The sequence below is a fragment of the Stenotrophomonas sp. YJH_SMC_65 genome, from assembly GCF_059369475.1.
In genome coordinates, this window is the sequence record NZ_JCAFSR010000002.1 from 56380 (window position 1) to 76067 (window position 19688).

16 protein-coding genes and 1 pseudogene are annotated in these 19688 nt (G+C 67.7%); 9 read left to right on the forward strand and 8 right to left on the reverse strand.

The genetic code is table 11. The features are described from left to right. The first annotated feature begins 27 nt into the window (after positions 1-27). Both AC5P7A_RS03245 and AC5P7A_RS03250 read left to right on the forward strand, forming a co-directional pair. Complete coding sequence (locus AC5P7A_RS03245; protein WP_495219886.1) at positions 28-2166, forward strand: TonB-dependent receptor; 2139 nt, start codon at positions 28-30, stop codon at positions 2164-2166. Positions 2167-2177: 11 nt separating this feature from the next. Continuing rightward, on the forward strand, positions 2178-3683 hold the full coding sequence (locus AC5P7A_RS03250) for a PepSY domain-containing protein (protein ID WP_227864271.1): 1506 nt from the start codon (positions 2178-2180) through the stop codon (positions 3681-3683). A gap of 9 nt (positions 3684-3692) precedes the next feature. Here AC5P7A_RS03250 and AC5P7A_RS03255 read toward each other — a convergent pair whose 3' ends face one another. Further along, positions 3693-4826 (reverse strand): MFS transporter, encoded by a 1134-nt coding sequence (locus AC5P7A_RS03255; RefSeq protein WP_111205527.1) that lies wholly within the window; start codon positions 4824-4826, stop codon positions 3693-3695. Between the two features lie 11 nt (positions 4827-4837). Then, a complete protein-coding gene (locus AC5P7A_RS03260) occupies positions 4838-5614 on the reverse strand; it encodes a DeoR/GlpR family DNA-binding transcription regulator (RefSeq protein WP_014646202.1) in 777 nt (258 codons plus the stop codon). 162 nt (positions 5615-5776) lie between these two features. On the opposite strand from AC5P7A_RS03260, the gene smqnr reads away from it, so the two are divergent. After that, the gene (gene smqnr, locus AC5P7A_RS03265) at positions 5777-6424 is read left to right on the forward strand and encodes a SmQnr family pentapeptide repeat protein (protein WP_134808564.1); all 648 of its coding nucleotides are present in this window, start codon (positions 5777-5779) and stop codon (positions 6422-6424) included. 3 nt (positions 6425-6427) lie between these two features. On the opposite strand, the gene AC5P7A_RS03270 is transcribed toward smqnr, so the two are convergent. Beyond that, the gene (locus AC5P7A_RS03270) at positions 6428-7102 is read right to left on the reverse strand and encodes a class I SAM-dependent methyltransferase (RefSeq protein WP_126411786.1); all 675 of its coding nucleotides are present in this window, start codon (positions 7100-7102) and stop codon (positions 6428-6430) included. Between the two features lie 98 nt (positions 7103-7200). Then, positions 7201-8580 (reverse strand): aminotransferase-like domain-containing protein, encoded by a 1380-nt coding sequence (locus tag AC5P7A_RS03275; protein WP_041863130.1) that lies wholly within the window; start codon positions 8578-8580, stop codon positions 7201-7203. Between the two features lie 133 nt (positions 8581-8713). Here AC5P7A_RS03275 and AC5P7A_RS03280 point away from each other — a divergent pair, with 133 nt between their 5' ends. Then, complete coding sequence (locus AC5P7A_RS03280; RefSeq protein WP_032958514.1) at positions 8714-9577, forward strand: DMT family transporter; 864 nt, start codon at positions 8714-8716, stop codon at positions 9575-9577. 49 nt (positions 9578-9626) lie between these two features. On the opposite strand, the gene AC5P7A_RS03285 is transcribed toward AC5P7A_RS03280, so the two are convergent. Further along, positions 9627-10544 (reverse strand): LysR family transcriptional regulator, encoded by a 918-nt coding sequence (locus AC5P7A_RS03285; RefSeq protein WP_495219887.1) that lies wholly within the window; start codon positions 10542-10544, stop codon positions 9627-9629. A 106-nt stretch (positions 10545-10650) separates the two neighbouring features. On the opposite strand from AC5P7A_RS03285, the gene AC5P7A_RS03290 reads away from it, so the two are divergent. Next, entirely contained in the window at positions 10651-12168 is a 1518-nt protein-coding gene (locus tag AC5P7A_RS03290) for an MFS transporter (protein WP_495219888.1), read from the forward strand. 278 nt (positions 12169-12446) lie between these two features. Here the strand turns inward: AC5P7A_RS03290 and AC5P7A_RS03295 are convergent, their stop codons facing one another. After that, positions 12447-12851, reverse strand: coding sequence for a GFA family protein (locus AC5P7A_RS03295; RefSeq protein WP_014646209.1), 405 nt, complete (start codon positions 12849-12851; stop codon positions 12447-12449). A gap of 171 nt (positions 12852-13022) precedes the next feature. Between AC5P7A_RS03295 and AC5P7A_RS03300 the strand changes: the two genes are divergently transcribed. Together AC5P7A_RS03300 and AC5P7A_RS03305 are read left to right on the forward strand one after the other, a co-directional pair. Next, positions 13023-13997 carry a lipoprotein N-acyltransferase Lnb domain-containing protein gene (locus AC5P7A_RS03300; RefSeq protein WP_197606098.1) on the forward strand — a complete coding sequence of 325 codons (975 nt, stop codon included), beginning with the start codon at positions 13023-13025 and terminating at the stop codon, positions 13995-13997. Further along, positions 13997-16018 (forward strand): esterase/lipase family protein, encoded by a 2022-nt coding sequence (locus AC5P7A_RS03305; RefSeq protein WP_014646211.1) that lies wholly within the window; start codon positions 13997-13999, stop codon positions 16016-16018. The genes AC5P7A_RS03300 and AC5P7A_RS03305 overlap by 1 nt, the downstream gene beginning before the upstream one ends. Before the next feature lie 87 nt (positions 16019-16105). Here the strand turns inward: AC5P7A_RS03305 and AC5P7A_RS03310 are convergent, their stop codons facing one another. After that, positions 16106-17527 carry an MFS transporter gene (locus AC5P7A_RS03310; RefSeq protein ID WP_262216577.1) on the reverse strand — a complete coding sequence of 474 codons (1422 nt, stop codon included), beginning with the start codon at positions 17525-17527 and terminating at the stop codon, positions 16106-16108. 29 nt (positions 17528-17556) lie between these two features. On the opposite strand from AC5P7A_RS03310, the gene soxR reads away from it, so the two are divergent. Further along, positions 17557-17991, forward strand: coding sequence for a redox-sensitive transcriptional activator SoxR (gene soxR, locus AC5P7A_RS03315; protein WP_021202603.1), 435 nt, complete (start codon positions 17557-17559; stop codon positions 17989-17991). A 72-nt stretch (positions 17992-18063) separates the two neighbouring features. On the opposite strand, the pseudogene AC5P7A_RS03320 reads toward soxR, so the two are convergent. Beyond that, positions 18064-18693: pseudogene (locus AC5P7A_RS03320) on the reverse strand (short chain dehydrogenase); the annotation flags it as partial. A gap of 71 nt (positions 18694-18764) precedes the next feature. Between AC5P7A_RS03320 and AC5P7A_RS03325 the strand changes: the two are divergent. Further along, positions 18765-19640 (forward strand): LysR family transcriptional regulator, encoded by an 876-nt coding sequence (locus AC5P7A_RS03325; protein WP_014646215.1) that lies wholly within the window; start codon positions 18765-18767, stop codon positions 19638-19640. Positions 19641-19688 lie beyond the last annotated feature (48 nt).

Below are 19688 nucleotides of genomic sequence, written 5' to 3' on the forward strand. Positions count from 1 at the left end.
CGGGGTGGCCTTGCATGCCGTGAAAAAATGAAAACGAACCCCAACTCCGCGCGCCTGCGCCGGGCGACGCTGCCTGTCCTGTGCGCGTTGCTCCTGCACACCGCCCCCGTACTTGCCGCTGACGCGGCCCCACCGACCACGCTGGATACCGTGCGGGTGGTCGATACCCGCAGCGGTGAACTGTCGTCCACCGCCAGCGCGGGCTCTGCGTTGGGCCTGAGCGTGTTGCAGACACCGGCCAGCCTGACGGTAATTTCGCGCGAGCAGCTGGAGCAGCGCGGCGACAGCAACCTCAACGATGCGATCAGCCGGGCGGGTGCGATCAGTGCCATGCCGCATCCGGGCAATGGCCTGAGTGCGCTGTCCAGCCGCGGCTTCACCGACGGTGCCTCGGTGATGCGGCTGTACGATGGGCTGCGCCAGTACGGCGGCGTGGGCATCACGTTCCCGTTCGATACCTGGTCGATCGAGCGCATCGAAGTGCTGCGCGGCCCGGCCTCGGTGATCCATGGCGACGGGGCGATCGGCGGCGTGATCAACATCGTGCCGAAGAAGCCCACGCGCGGCGCCATCGAGAACCAGATCAGCATGACCGTGGGCAGCGAGGACACCGCGCGGCTGGGCTTCGGCAGTGGTGGCGCGCTGACGCCTGAGCTGGCCTATCGGGTTGATGTGAGCGGCAACTACAGCGGTGGCTGGGTTGATCGTGGACGCAACAGCGACGCGACATTCTCCGGTGCGTTGCTGTGGCAGCCACGTGCGGACCTGCAGCTGATGCTCACCCATGCGCAGGGCTACCAGAAACCCATGCGCTACTTCGGCACGCCGCTGGTCGAGGGCCGCCAGCTGGAGGCGCTGCGCCACCGCAACTACAACGTGGACGACAGCGAGATCCGCTTCCGCGACCGCTGGACCCAGCTCGACGCGCTGTGGACACCGAACGCGAACGTGGAATGGCGAACCCGCGTCTACCAGATCGACAGCCAGAGTGATTGGCGCAATGCCGAGGCCTATGTCTACAACCGCGCTACCGGCTTGATCGATCGCTCGGGCAATACCGAGATCACCCACAACCAGGACCAGACCGGACTGACCTCGACGCTGCGTGTGCAGGGAACGGCGGGTGGCCTGCAGAACAACTTCGCGGTGGGCCTGGACGCCAACCGCGCGCACTTCAAGCACACCAACAACACCTATGCCGGCAGCTCGGGCCCGGTCGATCCGTTCGATCCTGTCCCGGGCCAGTTCGCCAGCGACGCGCCGAACCTGCCGCGCTACCGCAACCTTGCCGAGCAGTACGCGCTGTTCGTGGAAGACCGGCTGGCGCTGAGCGAGCGCTGGTCGGTGCTGGGTGGCCTGCGCCACGACCGCGCGCGCATCGATCGCACCGATCTGATCAGTGGCCAGAATGCGTTCTCGAAGACCTACAGCAGCACAGGCTGGCGTGCGGGTACGGTACTCGCGCTGCAGCCGACGCTGAGCCTGTATGCGCAGTATTCGCAGGCGGCGGACCCGGTCAGTGGCCTGCTGATGATCAGCCCGGCCAACGGCGCCTTTGACCTGGCCAAGGGCCGGCAGATCGAGGTTGGCCTGAAGCAGGCCTTCGACGGTGGCGAGTGGACGCTGGCGGCGTATCGCATCCGCAAGACCGGGCTGCTCAGCCGCGATCCGCTGGTGCCGGATCGCCGGGTGCAGGTGGGCGCGCAGACCTCGCGCGGTATTGAAGCGTCGTTGAACTGGAACTTCGCGCCGCGCTGGTCGCTCGATGCCAACGCGACGGTGCTGAAGGCCGAATTCGAGGACTTCCTGGAAACCACGGGTTCGCCGGCGGTGTTGGTGTCGCGCGACGGCAACGTGCCGCCGAACGTGGCCGAGCGCCTGGCCAGCGTGTGGCTGAGCTGGCAGTTCGCACCGGACTGGAGTGCGGCGGGTGGCGTTCGCTATGTCGGCAAGCGCTACGCCGATAATGCCAACACGCTGGAGTTGCCCGGTTACAGCACCACCGACCTCGCCCTGACCTGGCAGGCGGCACCGCACACGCGGCTGTCCGCGCGATTGTTCAACGTGTTCGACAAGGGGTACTACGCCACCGCGTACTACACCAGTACGCAGTGGTTGCTGGGTGCGGACCGGCGCGTCGAATTCACCGTCGACCATCGCTTCTGAGGGCGCTGGCGATGACGATGCGTTCCACCGCCAAGCGCTGGACCTACCTGGTGCATCGCTGGCTGGGCATCGGCGGATGCCTGCTGATGCTGCTGTGGTTCGTCAGCGGCATGGTGATGCTGTTCATTGGTTACCCGAAGCTGACGCCCGGCGAGCGGCTGGCGGCGTTGCCGGTGCTGGGTGAGGCCCGCGACCTGCAGGGGCTGTCGGTACTGCCTGCCGCCGTGCAGGCCGAGCCGGAGGCTGTGGCATTGACCACGCTGCGTGGCGAGCCGGCGTATGTGGTGCGCAGTGGCAGCAACGTGGGCGCCTGGTCTGCCGTGACCGGCCAGGCGCTGCTGCCGGTGTCGGCACAGCGCGCCGAAGCATCCGCTGCGCAGTTCGCGGGCGGCCAGGCCTTCGTGGGTGCGATGCGCGTGAATGAGGATCGTTGGACGCATTCGCGTGCACTGGACGCGCATCGGCCGCTGTATCGGGTGGAGGTGGGCGGCGCGCAGCCGGGCGACCTGTATGTGTCCTCGCGTACCGGTGAAGTGGTGCTGGACGCTCCGCATGTGCAGCAGCGCTGGAACTATGTGGGCGCCTGGCTGCACTGGCTGTACTTCCTGCGCATGCAGTCGGTCGACCCGGTGTGGACGTGGGTGGTGATCGTGCTGTCCGCACTGTGCACGGTGGCGGCGATCAGCGGCATCGTGGTGGGCGTATGGCGCTGGCGTTTCCGTGGGCACTATCGTTCCGGTGCGAAGACGCCGTACGTGGAGTCGTGGATGCGCTGGCACCACCTGCTTGGCCTGATGGCGTCCGCCTTCGTGTTCACCTGGATCTTCAGCGGGCTGATGTCGATGAACCCATTGGGTGTCTTCAGCAGTACGGGTGAAGCGATCGATGTTGAGCACTACCGTGGCGGCGCGGTGGCGGTGGATGGTGCGCTGGGTGATCCTGCGAAGCTTCTGGCGATGGCCGAAGCTGCGCGCTTCCAGCCGGTGGAGATCCAGTGGCGACGGATCGGTGGTGAGCTGTTCGCGGTGTTGCTGGACGGGCAGGGTGATACGCGCATCGTGTCCGGCGGCAATGGGCACCTGCATGTCGCACGGTGGCTGCCGACCGCGTGGTTGCAGCAGAGGGCACGTGCGCTGTCCGCTACACCCATGCAGGGTTTCGTGGTGCAGCATGCAGCGGATGCGTACTTCTACCCGCGTGCGCCCGAGGCCATGAATGGTGCAGCGGTACGTCGCTTCCCGGTGGCAGTGGTGGATTTCGGTGATGCCGAGGCGACACGCGTCTATCTCGATCTGGCGACCGGCGATCCGTTGCTGACGATGGGGCATCGTGAGCGGGTGGGGCGCTGGCTGTTCTACTTCCTGCATAGCTGGGACCTGCCGGCGATGCTGCGCCAGGAAGGTGCCCGGTTGGCGGTGTTGCTGCTGCTGAGCGCTGCCGGCACCGCGTTGTGTGCCACGGCGACGGTGATCGGCTATCGGCGATTGCGGATGAAGCTGCGGCGCAGGCGGCGCTGATGCCCTGGGCTACACCCGCAGCCAACGCGTGGACATCGCCACCAGCAACAAGGCCGTGGCCACGCCGATGAATGCAGCGATCAGGCCGAAGTGGTTGGCGGCAAAACCGATCAGTGCCGGGCCAGCAAGGATGCCGGCAAAGCCCAGCGTGGAAACGGCGGTGATGGCCAGCGCGCCGGGCATGCGGGTCTGGTGGCCAGCCAGCGAGAACAGCGCCGGTGCGATGTTGGCGCAGCCGAGGCCGACCAGCACATAGCCGATCAGCGACGCCTGCCACGGCGTGACCAGGGTCAGCACCAGCACGCCCGCGGCGGCAAGCAACGCGCCGAACACGATCGCGCGCTGGCGGCCCACGCGTGCCACCAGTGCATCACCGAACAGGCGTGCGACGGTCATGGTCAGGGTGAAGGTCACATAGCCGATGCCGGCGAGGCCGGCATCGACGCGGCGCACGTCGCTGAGAAACACCGCGCTCCAGTCGAGCATCGCACCTTCGCCGAGGAACGCGACGAACGCCAGCACGCCGATGAACAGCACGATGCCGTGTGGCAGGGCCAGCATCGGTGTGTCGTGCGGCATGCGTTCGCTGTGCCAGTACGACGCCGACAGCAGCATCACCAGCAGCATGGCGCCAACGCCGATCAGCACGGACGCCGAGGGAGGCAGGTGAGCAGACAGCAGCACGGTCATGGTGGCCGCGCCGAGGAAGCCGCCGATGCTGAAGAACGCATGGAAGCCGGACATCATCACGCGCCGTGCTTCGCGCTCGACGATGACGGCCTGTACGTTCATCGTGCAGTCCATTGCCCCCACGGCGGCGCCGAACACGAACAGGACCAGCCCGAGTGTCCAGGCCGAACCGGCCAGCGCCAGGCCGGGCACGGTCAGGCAGATCAGCAGGCTGCTGGCCACCATCACCCGCCGGCAACCGAGGCGCGCGGCCAGCACGCCGGACAACGGCATCGCCAGCAGCGAACCGGCACCGAGGCAGAGCAGCACCAGCCCCAGCGTGGCGTCGTTGATCCCGGTGCGTGCCTTTGCGAACGGCACCAGGGTGGCCCACAGCGCGGTGGCGAAGCCGGGAATGAAGAACGCAGCGCGGGTCGCGTGCTGTTCGGCACGCGCGCGGTTGGCAACGGACATGAGCGGTACGGTCAGGGGGGAGTGGGGTGTACCGCGATGCCTGCGGCGCGGAAGCGTGCCGCCAATGCGGGCGGTGCGGTGGTGGTCAGCACCAGGTCGTCGATCTCGTCGAGGCTGGCAATCTGCCAGTTGCCGCGTGCACCCAGCTTTTCAGTCGTGGCGGCGACGATGACACGGCTGCTGCAGGCCACCATCGCGCGCTTCAGCGTGGCTTCTTCCGCATCCATTGCCCACACGCCGGTGTCGCCGTCCACCGCGCAGGGGCCGGGCAGGTACACATCGGCGCGCAGGCGCTGCACCTGGGCCAGTGCTTCGGCGCCGACCGCGCCGCCACCGCTGGCCAGGCGCCCGCCGATCAGCTGCACCGAGGTGCCTTCAAGCAGGCTGGCGGCCGTGGCGATCTGTGGCGCGTTGGTGATCACCGTCAAGCCGAGGGCGGCCGGCAACTGCTGGGCGATCGCCAGGTTGGTTGAACCGGCGTCGAGCAGTACGACCTGGCCGGGTTGCAGCAACGCGCAGACGCGGGCGGCCAGCTCGGCCTTGTCGCCGCGGTCGCGGGTCAGCCGCTCGCGCAGCGGGCGTTCCTTGGGCGGTGGCAGCACGGCGCCACCGTAGACGCGCTGGCACAGGCCCTGCGCGGCCAGCTCGCGCAGGTCGCGGCGGATCGAATCTTCGGACACGGCATAGCGGCGCGCCAGCTCGGCGGCAACCACGCGGCCCTGCTGGCGAAGTTCCTCCAGGATCTGCCGGGTGCGCTGGGCGGGGAGGGGGCTGGGATCGGAGCTCATGCTGCAAGTCTGCACGTTCGTGCATTAACGTGCAACAACGTGAATGCTGCGTTTGGGCGGGGCACAGGGCGGCTGGACTGCCGGTGAATCCGCCCGTGCCCACGTCTATGGATCGCCCTCGCGGCCCGGCATGATGGCGGGGCACCTGGCATGGAATCCCTGATGTCCCCCACCGTTCACCGCAAGCTGCGCATCGACGCGGACCAGTACACCGGCCAGAAAGTGGTCGACCAGCAGTTCCATGAGTGCGATTTTTCCGGTGCCGACCTGACCGCCACCGAGTTCATCAACTGCAGCTTCTACGATGCCGACAGCCGCAGCGGCTGCCGCTTCAATGGCGCCACATTGAAGGAGGCCAGCTTCCGCAGCTGCGACATCAGCATGTGCCACTTCAACTTCATCAAGGCGCTGGGCCTGGAGATCAGCGAGTGCCGCGCGCAGGGTGCGGATTTCAGCAACGCCAGCTTCATGAACCAGATCACCACGCGCAGCTGGTTCTGCAGCGCCTTCATCAAGAAGTCGAACCTGCGCTATGCCAATTTCTCGCGGGTCACGCTGGAGAAATGCGAACTGTGGGAGAACCGCTGGGACGGTGCAAACGTCAGCGGCGCCAGCTTTGCCGGCTCGGACCTGTCCGGTGGCCAGTTCGAGGGAATCGACTGGAACAGCGCCAACTTCACCGACTGCGACCTGACCAATTCCGATCTGGGCGAGCTGGACCTGCGCAGCACCAACCTGCGTGGCGCCACGCTGGATGTCCAGCAGGTGGCGCTGTTGATGCAGCGCATCGGCATCACGGTGGTGCCGTAGGCATCAGCCGGCGTACGCCACCCAGCCCTTGAAGCTGAAGCCCGCATAGAACAGCTCCACATCGTCGAAGCCGGCCTCCTGCAGCAGGGCGACCTCCTGTTCGGGGGCCAGCAGCGGCAGCCGCTCGGCAATGGCGTCGATCGCGCGCTGTGCATCGGCGTGGGCAACGCCGGAGGCTTCGGCGAACGCGGCGTAGCGCTGCAACCAGCGCAGCTTGCCGGCCGGATCCTGCGGCACGCTGTGGTGGGCCACCACCAGCGGCGCGCCGGGCTGCAGGCGCCTGTGCAGCTCCTGCAGCGTGTGCAGGCGCTGCGCGCCGTCGAGGAAGTGCAGGGTCAGCAGGCAGCTGGCACCATCGAAGCGCACGTCGGGGGCATCGTCGATGTAGCCTTCCAGCAACTGCACGCGCGACATCAGCGGGCCCAGTGTCTGTTCGGCCAGGGCCAGCATCGGTGCAGCCGGGTCCACGCCCAGCAGCTGCCAGCCCGGCTGCGCCTCGGCAAATGCCTTCAGCTCCAGCCCGCCACCGGCGCCCAGCACCAGCACGCGGCCCTGCGCAGGAACGTGTTCGGCCAGCAGCAGGCGACTCATCTGCTGCAACGCGAGGAAGCCCGGCACCTGGCGCAGCGGGCCCTCGGCATAGCGGGCAACGGCCTGCGGATCGGAGAACGAAGACATGCGTGCATTCCTGCAACAGGGACATACCACTGTACCGTGGCATGCAAGTGCCTTTGCCGCGGGTCGCTCCTGCCTGCGCTGACCGGCTTGCATCCAGCTCAGCGCAACGCCCGCGCCAGCACCTGCCAGATCCTCGGGTCCTGGCACTGCGAGACGTTGAAGCGCAGATAGTCGGCCGCGCGCTGCGACTGGCTGAACGCGTTGCCCGGCGCCAGCACGATGCCCTCGCGCAGGCATTGCCGCGCCAGTGCGGCGGCGTCGCGGCCGTCGGGCAGCTGGCACCACAGGAACAGGCCGGCTTCCGGCTGCAGCCACGGCGTGATGCCCAGCGCCTGCAGTTTCCGCAGTGTGTGCCGGCGTGCATCGGCCAGGCGCGAACGTATCGACTGCATGTGGCGGCGGTAACCGCTATCGGTCAGCGCGATGTGCATCAACTGCGCGGCCAGATGGCCGCCGCCAAAGCTGGTCGCCAGCTTCAGGTCGGTCAGTGCTTCTATCCAGTCGTGGCGCGCAGCGATGTAGCCGCAGCGCGACGCTGCCGACAGCGTCTTGGAGAAACTGCCGACGTGGATCACCCGTGACAGTCCATCGAGCGCGGCCAGCCGCGGTGCCGGCTGCAGTTCGAAGTCGGCGAAGATGTCGTCCTCGACGATGATCAACTCGCTGCGTTCGGCCAGGCCCAGCAGGCGGTGCGCGGTGTTGGCCGAAAGCACCGCGCCGGTCGGGTTGTGCAGGCCGGAATTGGTGATGTACAGCCGCGGCGAATGCGCCTGCAGGGCTTGCGCGAACGCCTCCAAGTCCGGGCCGCTGTGCGTGTACGGCACGCCGATGGCCTGCACCTGGTGCGCCTTGAGCAGCGCGTGGTAATTGAAGTAGCTCGGGTCATCGACCAGCACGCAGTCGCCGGGCTTGAGCAGGAAACGGCAGAGCAGATCGACCGCGTGCGTACCGGATTCGGTCAGCAGGATCTGCTCCATCGGTGCATCGATGCCAAGCGTGGCGCTGCGCCTTTGCAGCAGCTGGCGCAACGCGGGCAGCCCGAGCGGACCGGCGTAGTCCACCAGTTGCATGGCATCGGCACGCGACAGCCGGCGCAGGCCGCGGCGCACGCCATCGTGATACAGCCAGTCACTGGGCATCCAGCCGCACCCTGGCTTGAGATCGCCCGCGGGCGTTTCCAGCGATTGCCGTGACACCCACAGCGGATCCACCGCGCGATCCAGTCGCGGCTCCATTTCAGCCAGCGCCAGCGGTGCGGCCGGGCCACTGACGTAGAAGCCCGAGCCTGCGCGCGCACTGATCAGGCCTTCGGCCGCCAGGCGCTCGTAGGCCTCGACCACGGTGGAGACTGAAACCCCCATGGTCGCCGCCTGCGCACGTACCGAAGGCAGGCGGGAGCCGGGGCCATCCACCCGTGCACTGATGCGGGTGCGGACGGTCTGGATGACCGATTCGATGCGGGTGAGCGGGCGCGGCATGGTGGAACCGTAGTGGAAGTGTGGGCAGTACAGTTACTTGCGGCTGTACTGGATTGTAGCTGGGGTCGTTCCGCGCCGGATGCTTCCATACAGGTGCAGCCGGGCATCGTCCGGCACCTTCAGGAGTACAGACGTGGAACGGTCGGCGAGTGGTTGGATCAATGGCTTCATCGGTGTGGTGATCTTCGCCGGCTCATTGCCGGCCACCCGCCTGGCGGTGCTGCAGCTGGATGCCGGGTTCGTCACCGCCGCACGCGCCACCATCGCCGCGGTGCTCGGTCTGGGGCTGCTGCTTCTGCTGCGCCAGCCATGGCCGCGGCGCGGCGACCTGCCGGGGCTGGTGGTGGTCAGCCTCGGCGTTGTGGTCGGCTTCCCGCTGCTGACCGCACTCGCCCTGCGTCACGCGTCGTCGGCGCACACCATCGTGTTCCTTGGCCTGCTGCCGTTGAGTACAGCGGTGTTCGGCGTGCTGCGCGGTGGCGATCGGCCGCGCCCGGCGTTCTGGCTGTTCTCGTTGCTGGGCAGTGCCTGCGTGGTCGGCTATGCCGCGCGCAACGGAATCGAAGCCTCGTTGCAGGCCGACCTGCTGATGCTGGCGGCGATCGTGGTGTGCGGGCTGGGCTACGCGGAAGGTGGTCGGCTCGCCCGTCATCTGGGCGGCTGGCAGGTGATCAGCTGGGCACTGCTGCTGGCGTTGCCGGTGATGCTGCCGCTGACGGTGCTGATGCGCCCGGCCTCGTTCACCGCGGTCGGTGCCTCGGCGTGGTGGGCACTGGGCTACGTGGCAGTGTTCAGCATGCTGATCGGCTTCCTGTTCTGGTACCGCGGGCTGGCCCAGGGCGGCATCGCTGCCGTCGGCCAGCTGCAGCTGCTGCAGCCGTTCTTCGGCCTGGCCCTGGCCGCGCTGCTGCTGCACGAATCGGTCAGCCTCAGCATGGTGCTGGTGACTCTGGTCGCGGTGATCTGCGTCGCCGGCGCGCGCCGCTTCAGCCGCTAGGAAAAAGGGGACGGAGGGGATTAAGTCGTTTCAGGCACAGCAGGACCAATTACGACTTAATCCCCTCCGTCCCCTTTTCCGGGCGGAAAAGGTGCGCAACGGCGTAGTCGATGAACACCCGCAAGCGTGCACTGGGATGGCGCCCGCCGGGCCACAGCAGCGAGAACTGCCCCTGGTGCGTGGGCAGTGTGGGCAGCACCTGTTGCAGGCGGCCATCGGCCAGCGCGTCAGCTGCGAGGAAGTCAGGCATCCAGGCCAGGCCCATGCATCCGATCGCAGCGGCCAGCACGGCTTCCATGTTGTTGCAGGTCATCGCCGTGGAAAGGCGCGCCCCGGCGTCGCCTTCGATGCCGGGCAGCTGCCACGCATGCAGCTTTCCGGTGGTGGGGTAACGGAAGCGCAGCGCGGTATGCATGCGCAGGTCGCCCACATCGCCGGGCGTTCCATGCATCTGCAGATAGCCCGGCGCAGCACAGAGGATGAAACGAAAACCCCCCAGCCGCCGTGCGGTCAGGCTGGAATCAGCCAGTTCGCCACTTCGTATCACCGCATCCAGGCCTTCGCTGACCACATCGACGATGCGGTCGTTGAAGTCCAGTTCCAGCTGCACCTGCGGATAGCGTTGCTGGAAGCCGGGCAGCACCGGCAGCAGGAAGCGGTAGCCGATGGTGGGCAGGCCAATGCGCAGCAGCCCGCTGGGGGCGTGCTGTCGCTGCGCCAGGTCCGCCTGTGCTTCGGAAAGCTCATCCAGCGCACGCCGGCAGCGTTGCAGCAGCAGTTCGCCTTCGTCGGTGAGATGCACGCGGCGGGTGGTGCGCTGGAACAGGCGCGTGCCGAGTTCCTGTTCAAGCCGGGCGATGCGCTTGCCGACGGCCGAGGCTGACAGGCCGAGTACGCGGGCGGCACCGACAATGCTGCCTGACTCCGCGGTGCGGACGAAGGCGAGCAGGGCGGAGATGGAGTCCATGCTTGGATGATTGCGGAACATCTGGCCGCAATCAACATCCACCGAGCCTGTTTTTCTGGAATAGCGGCCTGTCCATCATCAATGCCCCTGATGGATGGAGGCCCGCATGGCCCCGGATTCGATGCTCCCTGTACCTGTCCGCGCGCAGCAGCGCTGGGCGCTGCTTGCGGTCTGCCTGGCCGCGCTGGCGTTGCCGTTGTCCTTCTCTGCCGGTGCAGTCGCGGTGCCGGCGCTGGCCCGTTCCGCGGCGGCATCGCCCACCGCGCTGGCCTGGGTGACCAACGCCTTCATGCTCACCTTCGGCAGTCTGTTGCTCGCTGCGGGCGGCTTGGCCGATCGATATGGCCGTCGGCGGCTGTTCCTGCTGGGCACGGCGGGCTTCACCACCGCCACCGCCGCCGTCTGCCTTGCTCGCACGCTGCTATGGCTGGATCTGGCGCGCGGGTTGCAGGGCGTTGCCGCGGCGGCGGCGCTGGCATCCGGCACGGCGCTGCTGGCACAGGCCTGGCAGGGGCCGGCGCGTGCCCGTGTCTTCGCCCTGCTGGGCACCACGTTCGGCATGGGGCTGGCGCTGGGGCCCCTGCTCGCGGGCCTGCTGCTGCAGACATTGGGATGGCGCAGCGTGTTCGCCGCGGGCGGTGTGCTCACGTTGGTGGCCTTCGGCCTGGGGGCACGCGCGTTGCCTGAAAGTCATGGCGAGCGCCGACCGCTGGATATCGGCGGCATGCTGATTTTCAGCCTGACGCTGGCGGCGTTGACCCTGGCGCTGCTGTGGCTGGGCGAGTTCGGCCTGCATGCCGCGCGCGTGCGGCTGGCGCTGCTGGTGACGCTGCTGTTGGGCGGGGTGTTCGTCTTCATCGAACGGCGGCACCCCTCACCGTTGCTGGACCTCTCACTGCTCTCGCAACCGGCGTTCCTCGGTGTCCAGCTGCTGCCGGTGGCGACCTGCTTCGGCTACGTGGTGCTGCTGGTCGCGTTACCTCTGCAACTGCTGGGCGTGCATGGCCAGAGCGCGACGCTGGTGGGACTGCAGATGCTGGCGCTGTCCGCGCCGATGCTGGTCCTGCCGATGCTGGCCGCGCGTTGGGCGGAGCGCGTGGGAAGTGCGCGGCTGTGCACGCTGGGTCTGCTGGTGTGTGCCGCCGGCCTGTACCTGTTGTCGCGGCAGGCGTCGCACCCGTCGCCCTTGCAGTGGGTGCCGCTGCTGATGCTGGTCGGCGCAGGCACGGCTTTGCCGTGGGGGCTGATGGATGGACTGTCGGTGAGCGTGGTACCGGTGCAACGTGCCGGCATGGCCGCAGGCATATTCGGAACCGTGCGGGTGGCCGGCGAAGGCATCGCGTTGGCCGCAGTCACTGCCTTGCTTGCGCTGCTGATCGGCCGTCAGCTGCAGGGCGCGTCGCCGGCATCGCTGGTGCGTGCCGGTGCCTATCTGGCCACGGGGGCGCGGGAACAGGCGCAGGCACTGCTACCGACGATGAGCCGCATGCAGCTGCAGCACGCCAGTAGTGATGCGCTGGCGACACTGCTGCGCGTACTGGCGCTGCTGACCGCCGCCTGTGCCGCCGTGTTGCGCCTGTTGCTGCGGAAAAGGACAGGTGCCTTGGTCGGGAACATGGTGTAGCTGGCTCATCGCCGCCTCCGCCGTCATCCCGTTGTCGTGTCCCGCTCACGCCGCCTATGCCCACCCGGGCCTAGTGTTGATCGTCCCCGTCCCCCACGGAGACCCGCCATGTGGCTGCTCGACCATCTCTGGCCCAGCCGTCGACCCCTTCCTCCCCCGGTCGAGGACGCGCCACAGGCACCGTCACGCCGGCCCTGGCTGAAACGCCCGGCGCGGGCCGGGCGCAGCGGCATGGCGCCCTGGCAGAAGGTGGCCACGCCACCGCGGCGCACGCGCCACTAGCCGGTGCGGTCTGATGGGTGGTTGACCCCATCGCTGACCGGGATCACCCCCAGCGCGAACGGGTCGATGCCCTCCAGGCAGGCCACGTTGTAGCCGTACTGGTCGGGGTTGGAGCGGCGCCGGTGATGGGTGTAGATGCCGCACACCCCGCAGAAGTAGTGCTCGGCCACATGGGTGTTGAACTGGTATTTCTGCAGGTGATGCTGCCCGCGCACCACCTGCAGGCCCTGGCGGGGGACGCTGGCGGCGATGGCACCCCGGCGCCGGCACATCGAGCAGTCGCAGCGGCGCGGGTCGACGATGCCGTCCGGGAGGTCCAGCAACAGCTCGACCGTGCCGCAGTGGCAGGTGGCGCGGTGCTGGGGTTGGACCGGAACGCCGGCCACGGAAGTGATGCCCATCGTTGCTCCTGTGAGGTGAACCTGGCCGCATGGACCGCCGCAGACGGTGCGCCGCGGTCCCTGAACGGGCCGTAGATGCCACGGTGAACCCGCTTGTGGCTAACTATGCGGCTTCGGGACCGCGACAGGATGCCAGTGAGAGCCGCAGGACGTTGGATGACAGGAAGTGCCATGGCGCTGGCAGCGTTGTGGGTGACCGGGCTGCTGGCCTATCAGATGCCGGGGCCGGGCTGGCTGGCCAATGGCATTGCGGTGCTGTGGCTGCTGGTTGCGCTGTGGGCGTCGTGGCAGGTCGCGCGTGGCCGTGGCCATCGTCGCCTGGGCATGGCGTTCGGCGCGTCGCTGGCGCTGGCCGGCCTGTGGTGGCTGCTGCTCACCCCGCGCCAGGACCGCGTCTGGGCCGATGACGTGGCCCAGCGCCTGCACGTGGTGTCCTTCGACGGGCGCCACGTGGTGCTCGACAACGTGCGTGATTTCACCTGGCGCAGCGAGACCGACTACGACGCGCACTGGGTGCGCCGCGCGTACGACCTGGACCAACTCCGCTCGGCCGATCTGGTGCTGTCGTACTGGATGGGCCCGGCGATCGCCCACACCCTGATCTCGTTCGGTTTCGAGGATGGGCGCCACGTGGTGTTCTCGCTGGAGATCCGCAAGGAACGCGGCGAATCGTTCTCGGCGCTGGGCGGCTTCTTCCGCAAATTCGAGATGACCCTGGTGGCCGCGGAGGAGACCGACATCATCCGCACCCGCACCAACGCGCGTGGCGAGGATGTCTACCTGTACCGCCTGCACGGCATGGACCAGGCGCAGCTGAAGCAACTGTTCGCCGCGTACATCGCGCAGGCGCGCGAACTGGATGCGAAGCCGGGCTTCTACAACACGCTCACCAGCAACTGCACCACCATCGTCTTCGATCTGGCCCGCCACATCGCGCCGCGCCTGCCGCTGGACTACCGCCTGCTGCTGTCCGGCTACCTGGCCAAATACGCACAGGAGGTCGGCGCGCTCACGCCGGGCGTGCCTTATGCCGAACTGCATGACAAGGGCCGCATCACCCAGCGTGCGCTGGACCTGGGCAGCGGCGACCACTTCTCCACCGTGATCCGCCAGGGCGTGCCCGGCACCGAGCAGGACCCGCAGTAATGACCCGACTCTTCCTGATCCGCTGGCAGCGCGCGCTGCCGGTGTTGTTCGCCGCCTTCCTGCTGCTGGGCAGCAGCGGCTGCGCGATGGTGACTGTCAAGCAGGTGAAGTCCAGCGATTCGCTGGTGAACAAGCGCGCCGATGTGCTCAACACCGGCAAGCTCAGCCCGGCCGCGCGCGAGACGCTCAGCGCGGCGGGCCTGGATGAGTCGCAGTGCGAGAAGGACTTCCTGGTCTGCCGCAGCACGTTGTTGATGACCGATGACCTCAACGTCGAGCAGCGGCTGTCGGCGCTGTCCGAACTGTGGGTGAAGGCCGCACTGGCGCTGACGCCGAAGAAGACCGCCGCCGGCGATCCGCCGATGAGCGATGCGGCGCTGGATGCCTGGCTGGAAGCCGCGCGCTATGCCTATGCCTACCTGTTCTACAGCGGCCGCTCGCCGTCCGACCGCGCCTTCGAGGACCGGCAGACGCAGGTGCGCGACTACTACAACTACGCCGCCGAGAAGGCGGCGGTGGTGCTGTTCGTGCGCGCGCGTGCAGCGGCACTGGCCGGCGAGGACTATACGAAGCCGATCTCGGTCGGCAGCTGGTCGCTGGCCTCCAACTACCAGCAGTTGAACCTGAAGAGCATTCCGGCGCAGCTGGTGCCGGCCGGCACGGTCAGCTTCGTCGGCCTGCGCAGCACCTATCGCCGCGATGGCTTCGGTGCCGAGCTGGTGATGGTGATGGACCCGCCCAAGCTGGTCGCGCCGGTGATCGCGGGCGATGGGCCGAAGGCGGAGACAGCGGCGGATGATGCCGACGACGAGCGCCGTGGCCGCCGCCATCGGCATGACGATTCGGTGCCGGAATTCAGCGAGATGTCCTCGATCAACGTCACCGCGCTGCTGCGTTTCGAAGGCAGCAGCCTGGAAGACGTGATGCGCACGCGCCGGGTTGAACTGGACGCCTATTCGCCGGAGGCCACTGAACGCATCACCCTGCACGGCGAACAGGTGCCGCTGGCGGGCAACTTCACCGCCGCCTACGGCCTGTGGCTGGCGCAGAGTGGCTTTGCCCGGCAGTCACTGCGCACCCTGTTCGGCATGAGTGAGGGCATCGGCGAACCGCACATCTACCTGATGCAGCCGTGGGACCCGAACCGCCGCATCATCTTCATGCTGCACGGCCTGGCCAGCAGCCCGGAAGCCTGGGTGAACCTGGCCAACGAGATCATGGGTGACCCCGAGCTGCGCCAGCAGTTCCAGGTGTGGCAGGTCTATTACCCGACCAACGCGCCGATTGCCTTGAACCGCTACGAGATCGCCAACGCGTTCAACGATACCCTCAAGCACTTTGATCCCAACGGCAGCACGCGTGCATCGAAGGACATGGTCTATATCGGCCACAGCATGGGCGGCGTGCTCGCGCGGCTGCTGGTGAGCGACTCGGGTGATGTGCTGTGGGATGACCTGCTGGCCAACTATGACCTGAAGGGCGAGCGGCTGAAGCGGGTGCAGGCCAAGCTGGGGCCACTGCTGCATTTCAAGGCGCAGCCGAACGTGGAACGCGCGATCTTCATCGCCGCGCCGCACCAGGGCACGGATATCGCAGGCAACAAGGTCGGGCGGCTGATCGGGCGCCTGGTACGCCTGCCGCTGACCATTCTCGGCAAGTTCGAGGACGTGTTCATGGCGCTGGCACAGGCCGAGCAGCAGGTCGACGGCACCGCCAAGCCGAAGATTCCCAACAGCATCGACAACCTCAAGGCCAGCGATCCGTTCGTGAAGGCCGCCGCACAGCTGCCGATCGAAGCGGGCCTGAAGTACCACTCGATCATCGCCCAGCGCAAGCCGGAGCTGCCGGTGGAGAAGTCCGATGACGGGCTGGTGCCGTACTGGAGCGCGCATCTGCCGGGCGCGCTGTCGGAGAAGGTGATCATTTCCGGCCACAGCGTGCAGGAGACCCCGCAGGCCGTGCTGGAAGTGCGCCGCATCCTGCATCGGGATATCGATGATGTGGGGGCCGGTACACGGTAATGCCGGCCTCTGGCCGTCGCCATCATGGGATTCCCGCGTGCGCGGAGGTTGCCGGCCAGCGGCCGGCACTACCGGAATCCGGCGGCGCTACACCCGCCGCGCGATCACTGCGGCCAGCACCGCCAGACCGAAGGTGATGGCCAGGCACAGCAGGTAGCCGGTGTGCGGCGCGCTTTCCACGAACATGGCGAACAACGCGCCGGACACCGCCAGCGCGGTGGTCACCGACAACGCCTCGCTCAGCTGCAGCGCCGAGGTATTGGCACCCTGCTCATGCGGTGCTGACAGCGACAGGGTCAGCACCGACAGGCTGGCGTAGATCATGCCCATGCCGAAGCCGGTCACGGCCCAGCCGACCAGCGCGACCGGCAGCGGCATCGGGTTGAACAGCACCGACAGCGTTGCGGCGATGCCGACCGTCATCATCACCGTGCCAACGCGCAGCAGCTGCTGGCGTGACCAGCCACGCTGCTGGTGGCCCTGCAGCCATGAACCGGCGAACCAGCCCAGCGCACCGAGGCTGAGCACGGCGCCGGCCCAGCTGGGCGAGAGCCCGCGTTCGCGCTGCAGCAGCAGGGGCAGATAGGCCTCGCAGGCGAAGAACGCCGCTGCAGCAATGCCGCGCAACGCGATCACGCTGGGCAGGCCGCGGCGCAGGATCAGGGTTCCGGCCGGCAGCAGCCGATGGACGCAGAACAGCAGCGCCAGCATCGCCACGCCGATGCAGAGCAGGGCGGCCATGCCCTGTTGCTGGCCGCCGACGTAGAGCAGTAGTGCGGCCAGTGAGGCGCCAGAGGCCCAGCGCACCACGTTGCTGCGTTCGCCATCGTTGCAGACCGCAACGGGAGGTTGCATGCGCGCCAGTGCCGGGCGCAGCAGCAGTGCGGCCGGTATCGCCAGCAGTGGCACTGCCAGGAATACCCAGCGCCAGCCCAGGTGCTGCACCATCAGGCCACTCAACGCCGGGCCGACCATCGAGGGCACCACCCAGCCTGCGGAGAACGCCGCGAACACCTTCGGCCGCAGGTGTTCGGGGTAGCTGCGGCCGACCATCACGTACAGCGAGACCGAAATCGCGCCCGCGCCCAGGCCCTGCATCAGGCGCCCGGCCACCAGCATGCCCATGCGCGTCGCAAAGCCGGCCAGCAGCAGGCCCAGCACGAAGCAGCCCAGGCCGTACCAGAGTGGCCGCGCGGGGCCGTGGCGATCGGCCCAGCGCCCGGCCAGGGTCATGCCGATCACACTGGTGGCCAGGGTGCCGCCAAAGGCCAGTGCGTACAGGCGCAGTCCATCGAGTGCTTCGGCCACGGTGGGCATCGCGGCCGCGACGGCCAGTGCTTCGAAGGCGTGCAGCGCGACCAGTGCGACCATGCCGATGGTCGTGGCGCGGTAGCGCGCGGACAGGATCGAGCTGTCAGCCGGCAGGTGGGTGTCGGCGGGAGAGAGGGTCGGGGTCATACGGGTCAGGTGCAGGCCGCGCTTGTCAACGGGCGGCGAAGATAGCAGCATGCCACCTCAACTGTAGTTGAGGTCAAGCAATGGCATCCCAGGAACTCAGCGTTGGCGAGGTCTCCCAGCGCAGTGGCGTGGCCGTTTCCGCACTGCATTTCTACGAGCGCAAGGGGCTGATCAGCAGCCTGCGCACCTCGGGCAACCAACGTCGTTACAGCCGGGACGTGCTGCGCCGGTTGGCGGTGATCCGCGTGGCGCAGCGGGTGGGCATGCCGCTGGAAGCAGTCGGCCGTGCCTTCGAAAGCCTGCCTGACGGACGCGCACCGACCAAAGCGGATTGGGCCAGGCTGTCCGCGCGCTGGCGCACCGAGCTGGAAGAGCGCATCCACATGCTGCAGCTGCTGCGCGACGAACTGACCGGCTGCATCGGTTGTGGCTGCCTGTCGCTGCAGCACTGCCGCCTGGCCAATCCCGGCGACGTCCTCGGCGAACGCGGCGACGGCCCGATGCGCTGGGAGTGAGCGACAAAAAGGGGACGGAGGGGATTATGTCGTTTGTGCACTTGCGACTTAATCCCCTCCGTCCCCTTTTTCTTACCAGACCGTGATCGTCTCGCCGCTCTGGATGCCTTCCACCGCGCGCTGGAAGGCCAGTGCCGCGCGCTGTGCGCTTACCGCCTCGAAGCCCGGGAAGTAGGGGCCGTAGGCGGCCATCGATTCGATCAGTACGTTCGGGCTGACCACGTTGATGCGCAGGCCGCGCGGCAGCAGCTCCAGTGCGGCTGCGCGCACGAAGCCTTCCAGTGCGGCATTCACCGAGGTGGCGTTGACGCCGTCGCGGATCGGTTGTGCGCTGACGATGCCGCTGGTCAGGGTGATCGAGCCGCCGCTGTTGAGATGATGCTGCGCGGCCAGTGCCAGCCTCACCTGGCCCAGCAGTTTGTCCTGCAGGCCGAGGTTGAACTGCGCCGGCGTCATCTGCTGCAGCGGGCCGAAGTGCAGCTTGCCGGCGGTGGAAATCACCGCATCGACCGGGCCGGTACGTGCGAACAGTTCGGCGACGCTGGCGTCATCGGTCAGGTCCACGCGCAGTTCGCCGCTGCTGCGGCCGGCGGCGAGAATCTGATGCTGTTGGCCGAGCTGGCGGGCGACTGCCTGGCCGAGGGTGCCGCTGGCACCAACGAGGAGGATCTTCATGGCCGTTCCTTGCGTAAGGGAGTGAGCGCAGTCTGCGCCCTCACAATGGGGTTAGGTAAGCGGCGTATGATTCGCAGATTCCTAACTAAGGATTAGTAATGGATACCCTTCGATGCATGCAGGCCTTCGTTGCCGTGGCCGAGCGTGGCAGCTTCGCCGGCGCCGCCGAACAGCTGCAGGTCTCGGCGGTGATGGTGGGCAAGTACATCCAGCAGCTGGAGGCGCATCTGGGTACCGCGCTGCTGCAACGGAACACCCGCCGCCAGCGCCTGACCGAAGCCGGCAGCGCCTATCTGGCTGGATGCCGGCAAGTGCTGGAGCAGGTGCAGCAGGCCGAGGCCGATGTGGCCGGTCTGCAGGTACAGCCGCGTGGCCTGCTGCGGGTCAGTGCGCCGACCACCTGGGGCAGCTGCGTGCTGGCGCCGCAGCTGGCCGGCCTGCTGCGCGCGCAGCCGCAGTTGAACATCGAACTGGATCTGAGCAACCGCCGTGTGGACCTGATCGAGGACGGCTTCGACGTGGCGATCCGGGTCGGGCCGTTGCCATCGCAGGAGGTGGTGGCGCGGCCGCTGCCGCCGTATGCGATGAGCCTGTGCGCGGCGCCGTCTTACCTGCGCAGGCGCGGCACGCCACGCACGCCGGCGGACCTGCAGGGGCATGATTGCCTGAGCCATCTTGCCTGGCGTGGTGGCCATGGCTGGCAGTTGGCCAACGGTGAACAGGTGGATTGGGAGGCGCGGCTGACCTGCAACGACGGGTTCGCGCTGCGCGAAGCCGCCGTGGCCGGGGCCGGGTTGGTGTTGCAGCCCACCGCGCTGTTGGCAGGGGAGATCGCAGCAGGGCGCCTGAAGCCGCTGCTGCGCGACTACCTGCCCGAACCGCGACCGATGCATCTGATCTACCTGCCGGATCGACGGCCGCGCCCGCGGCTGCAGTGCTTCGTCGATTTCGTCATGGCCACATTTGGGCAATGAGCATCCACGCCATGCGTGGATGATGGTAGGTGCCGACCGTTGGTCGGC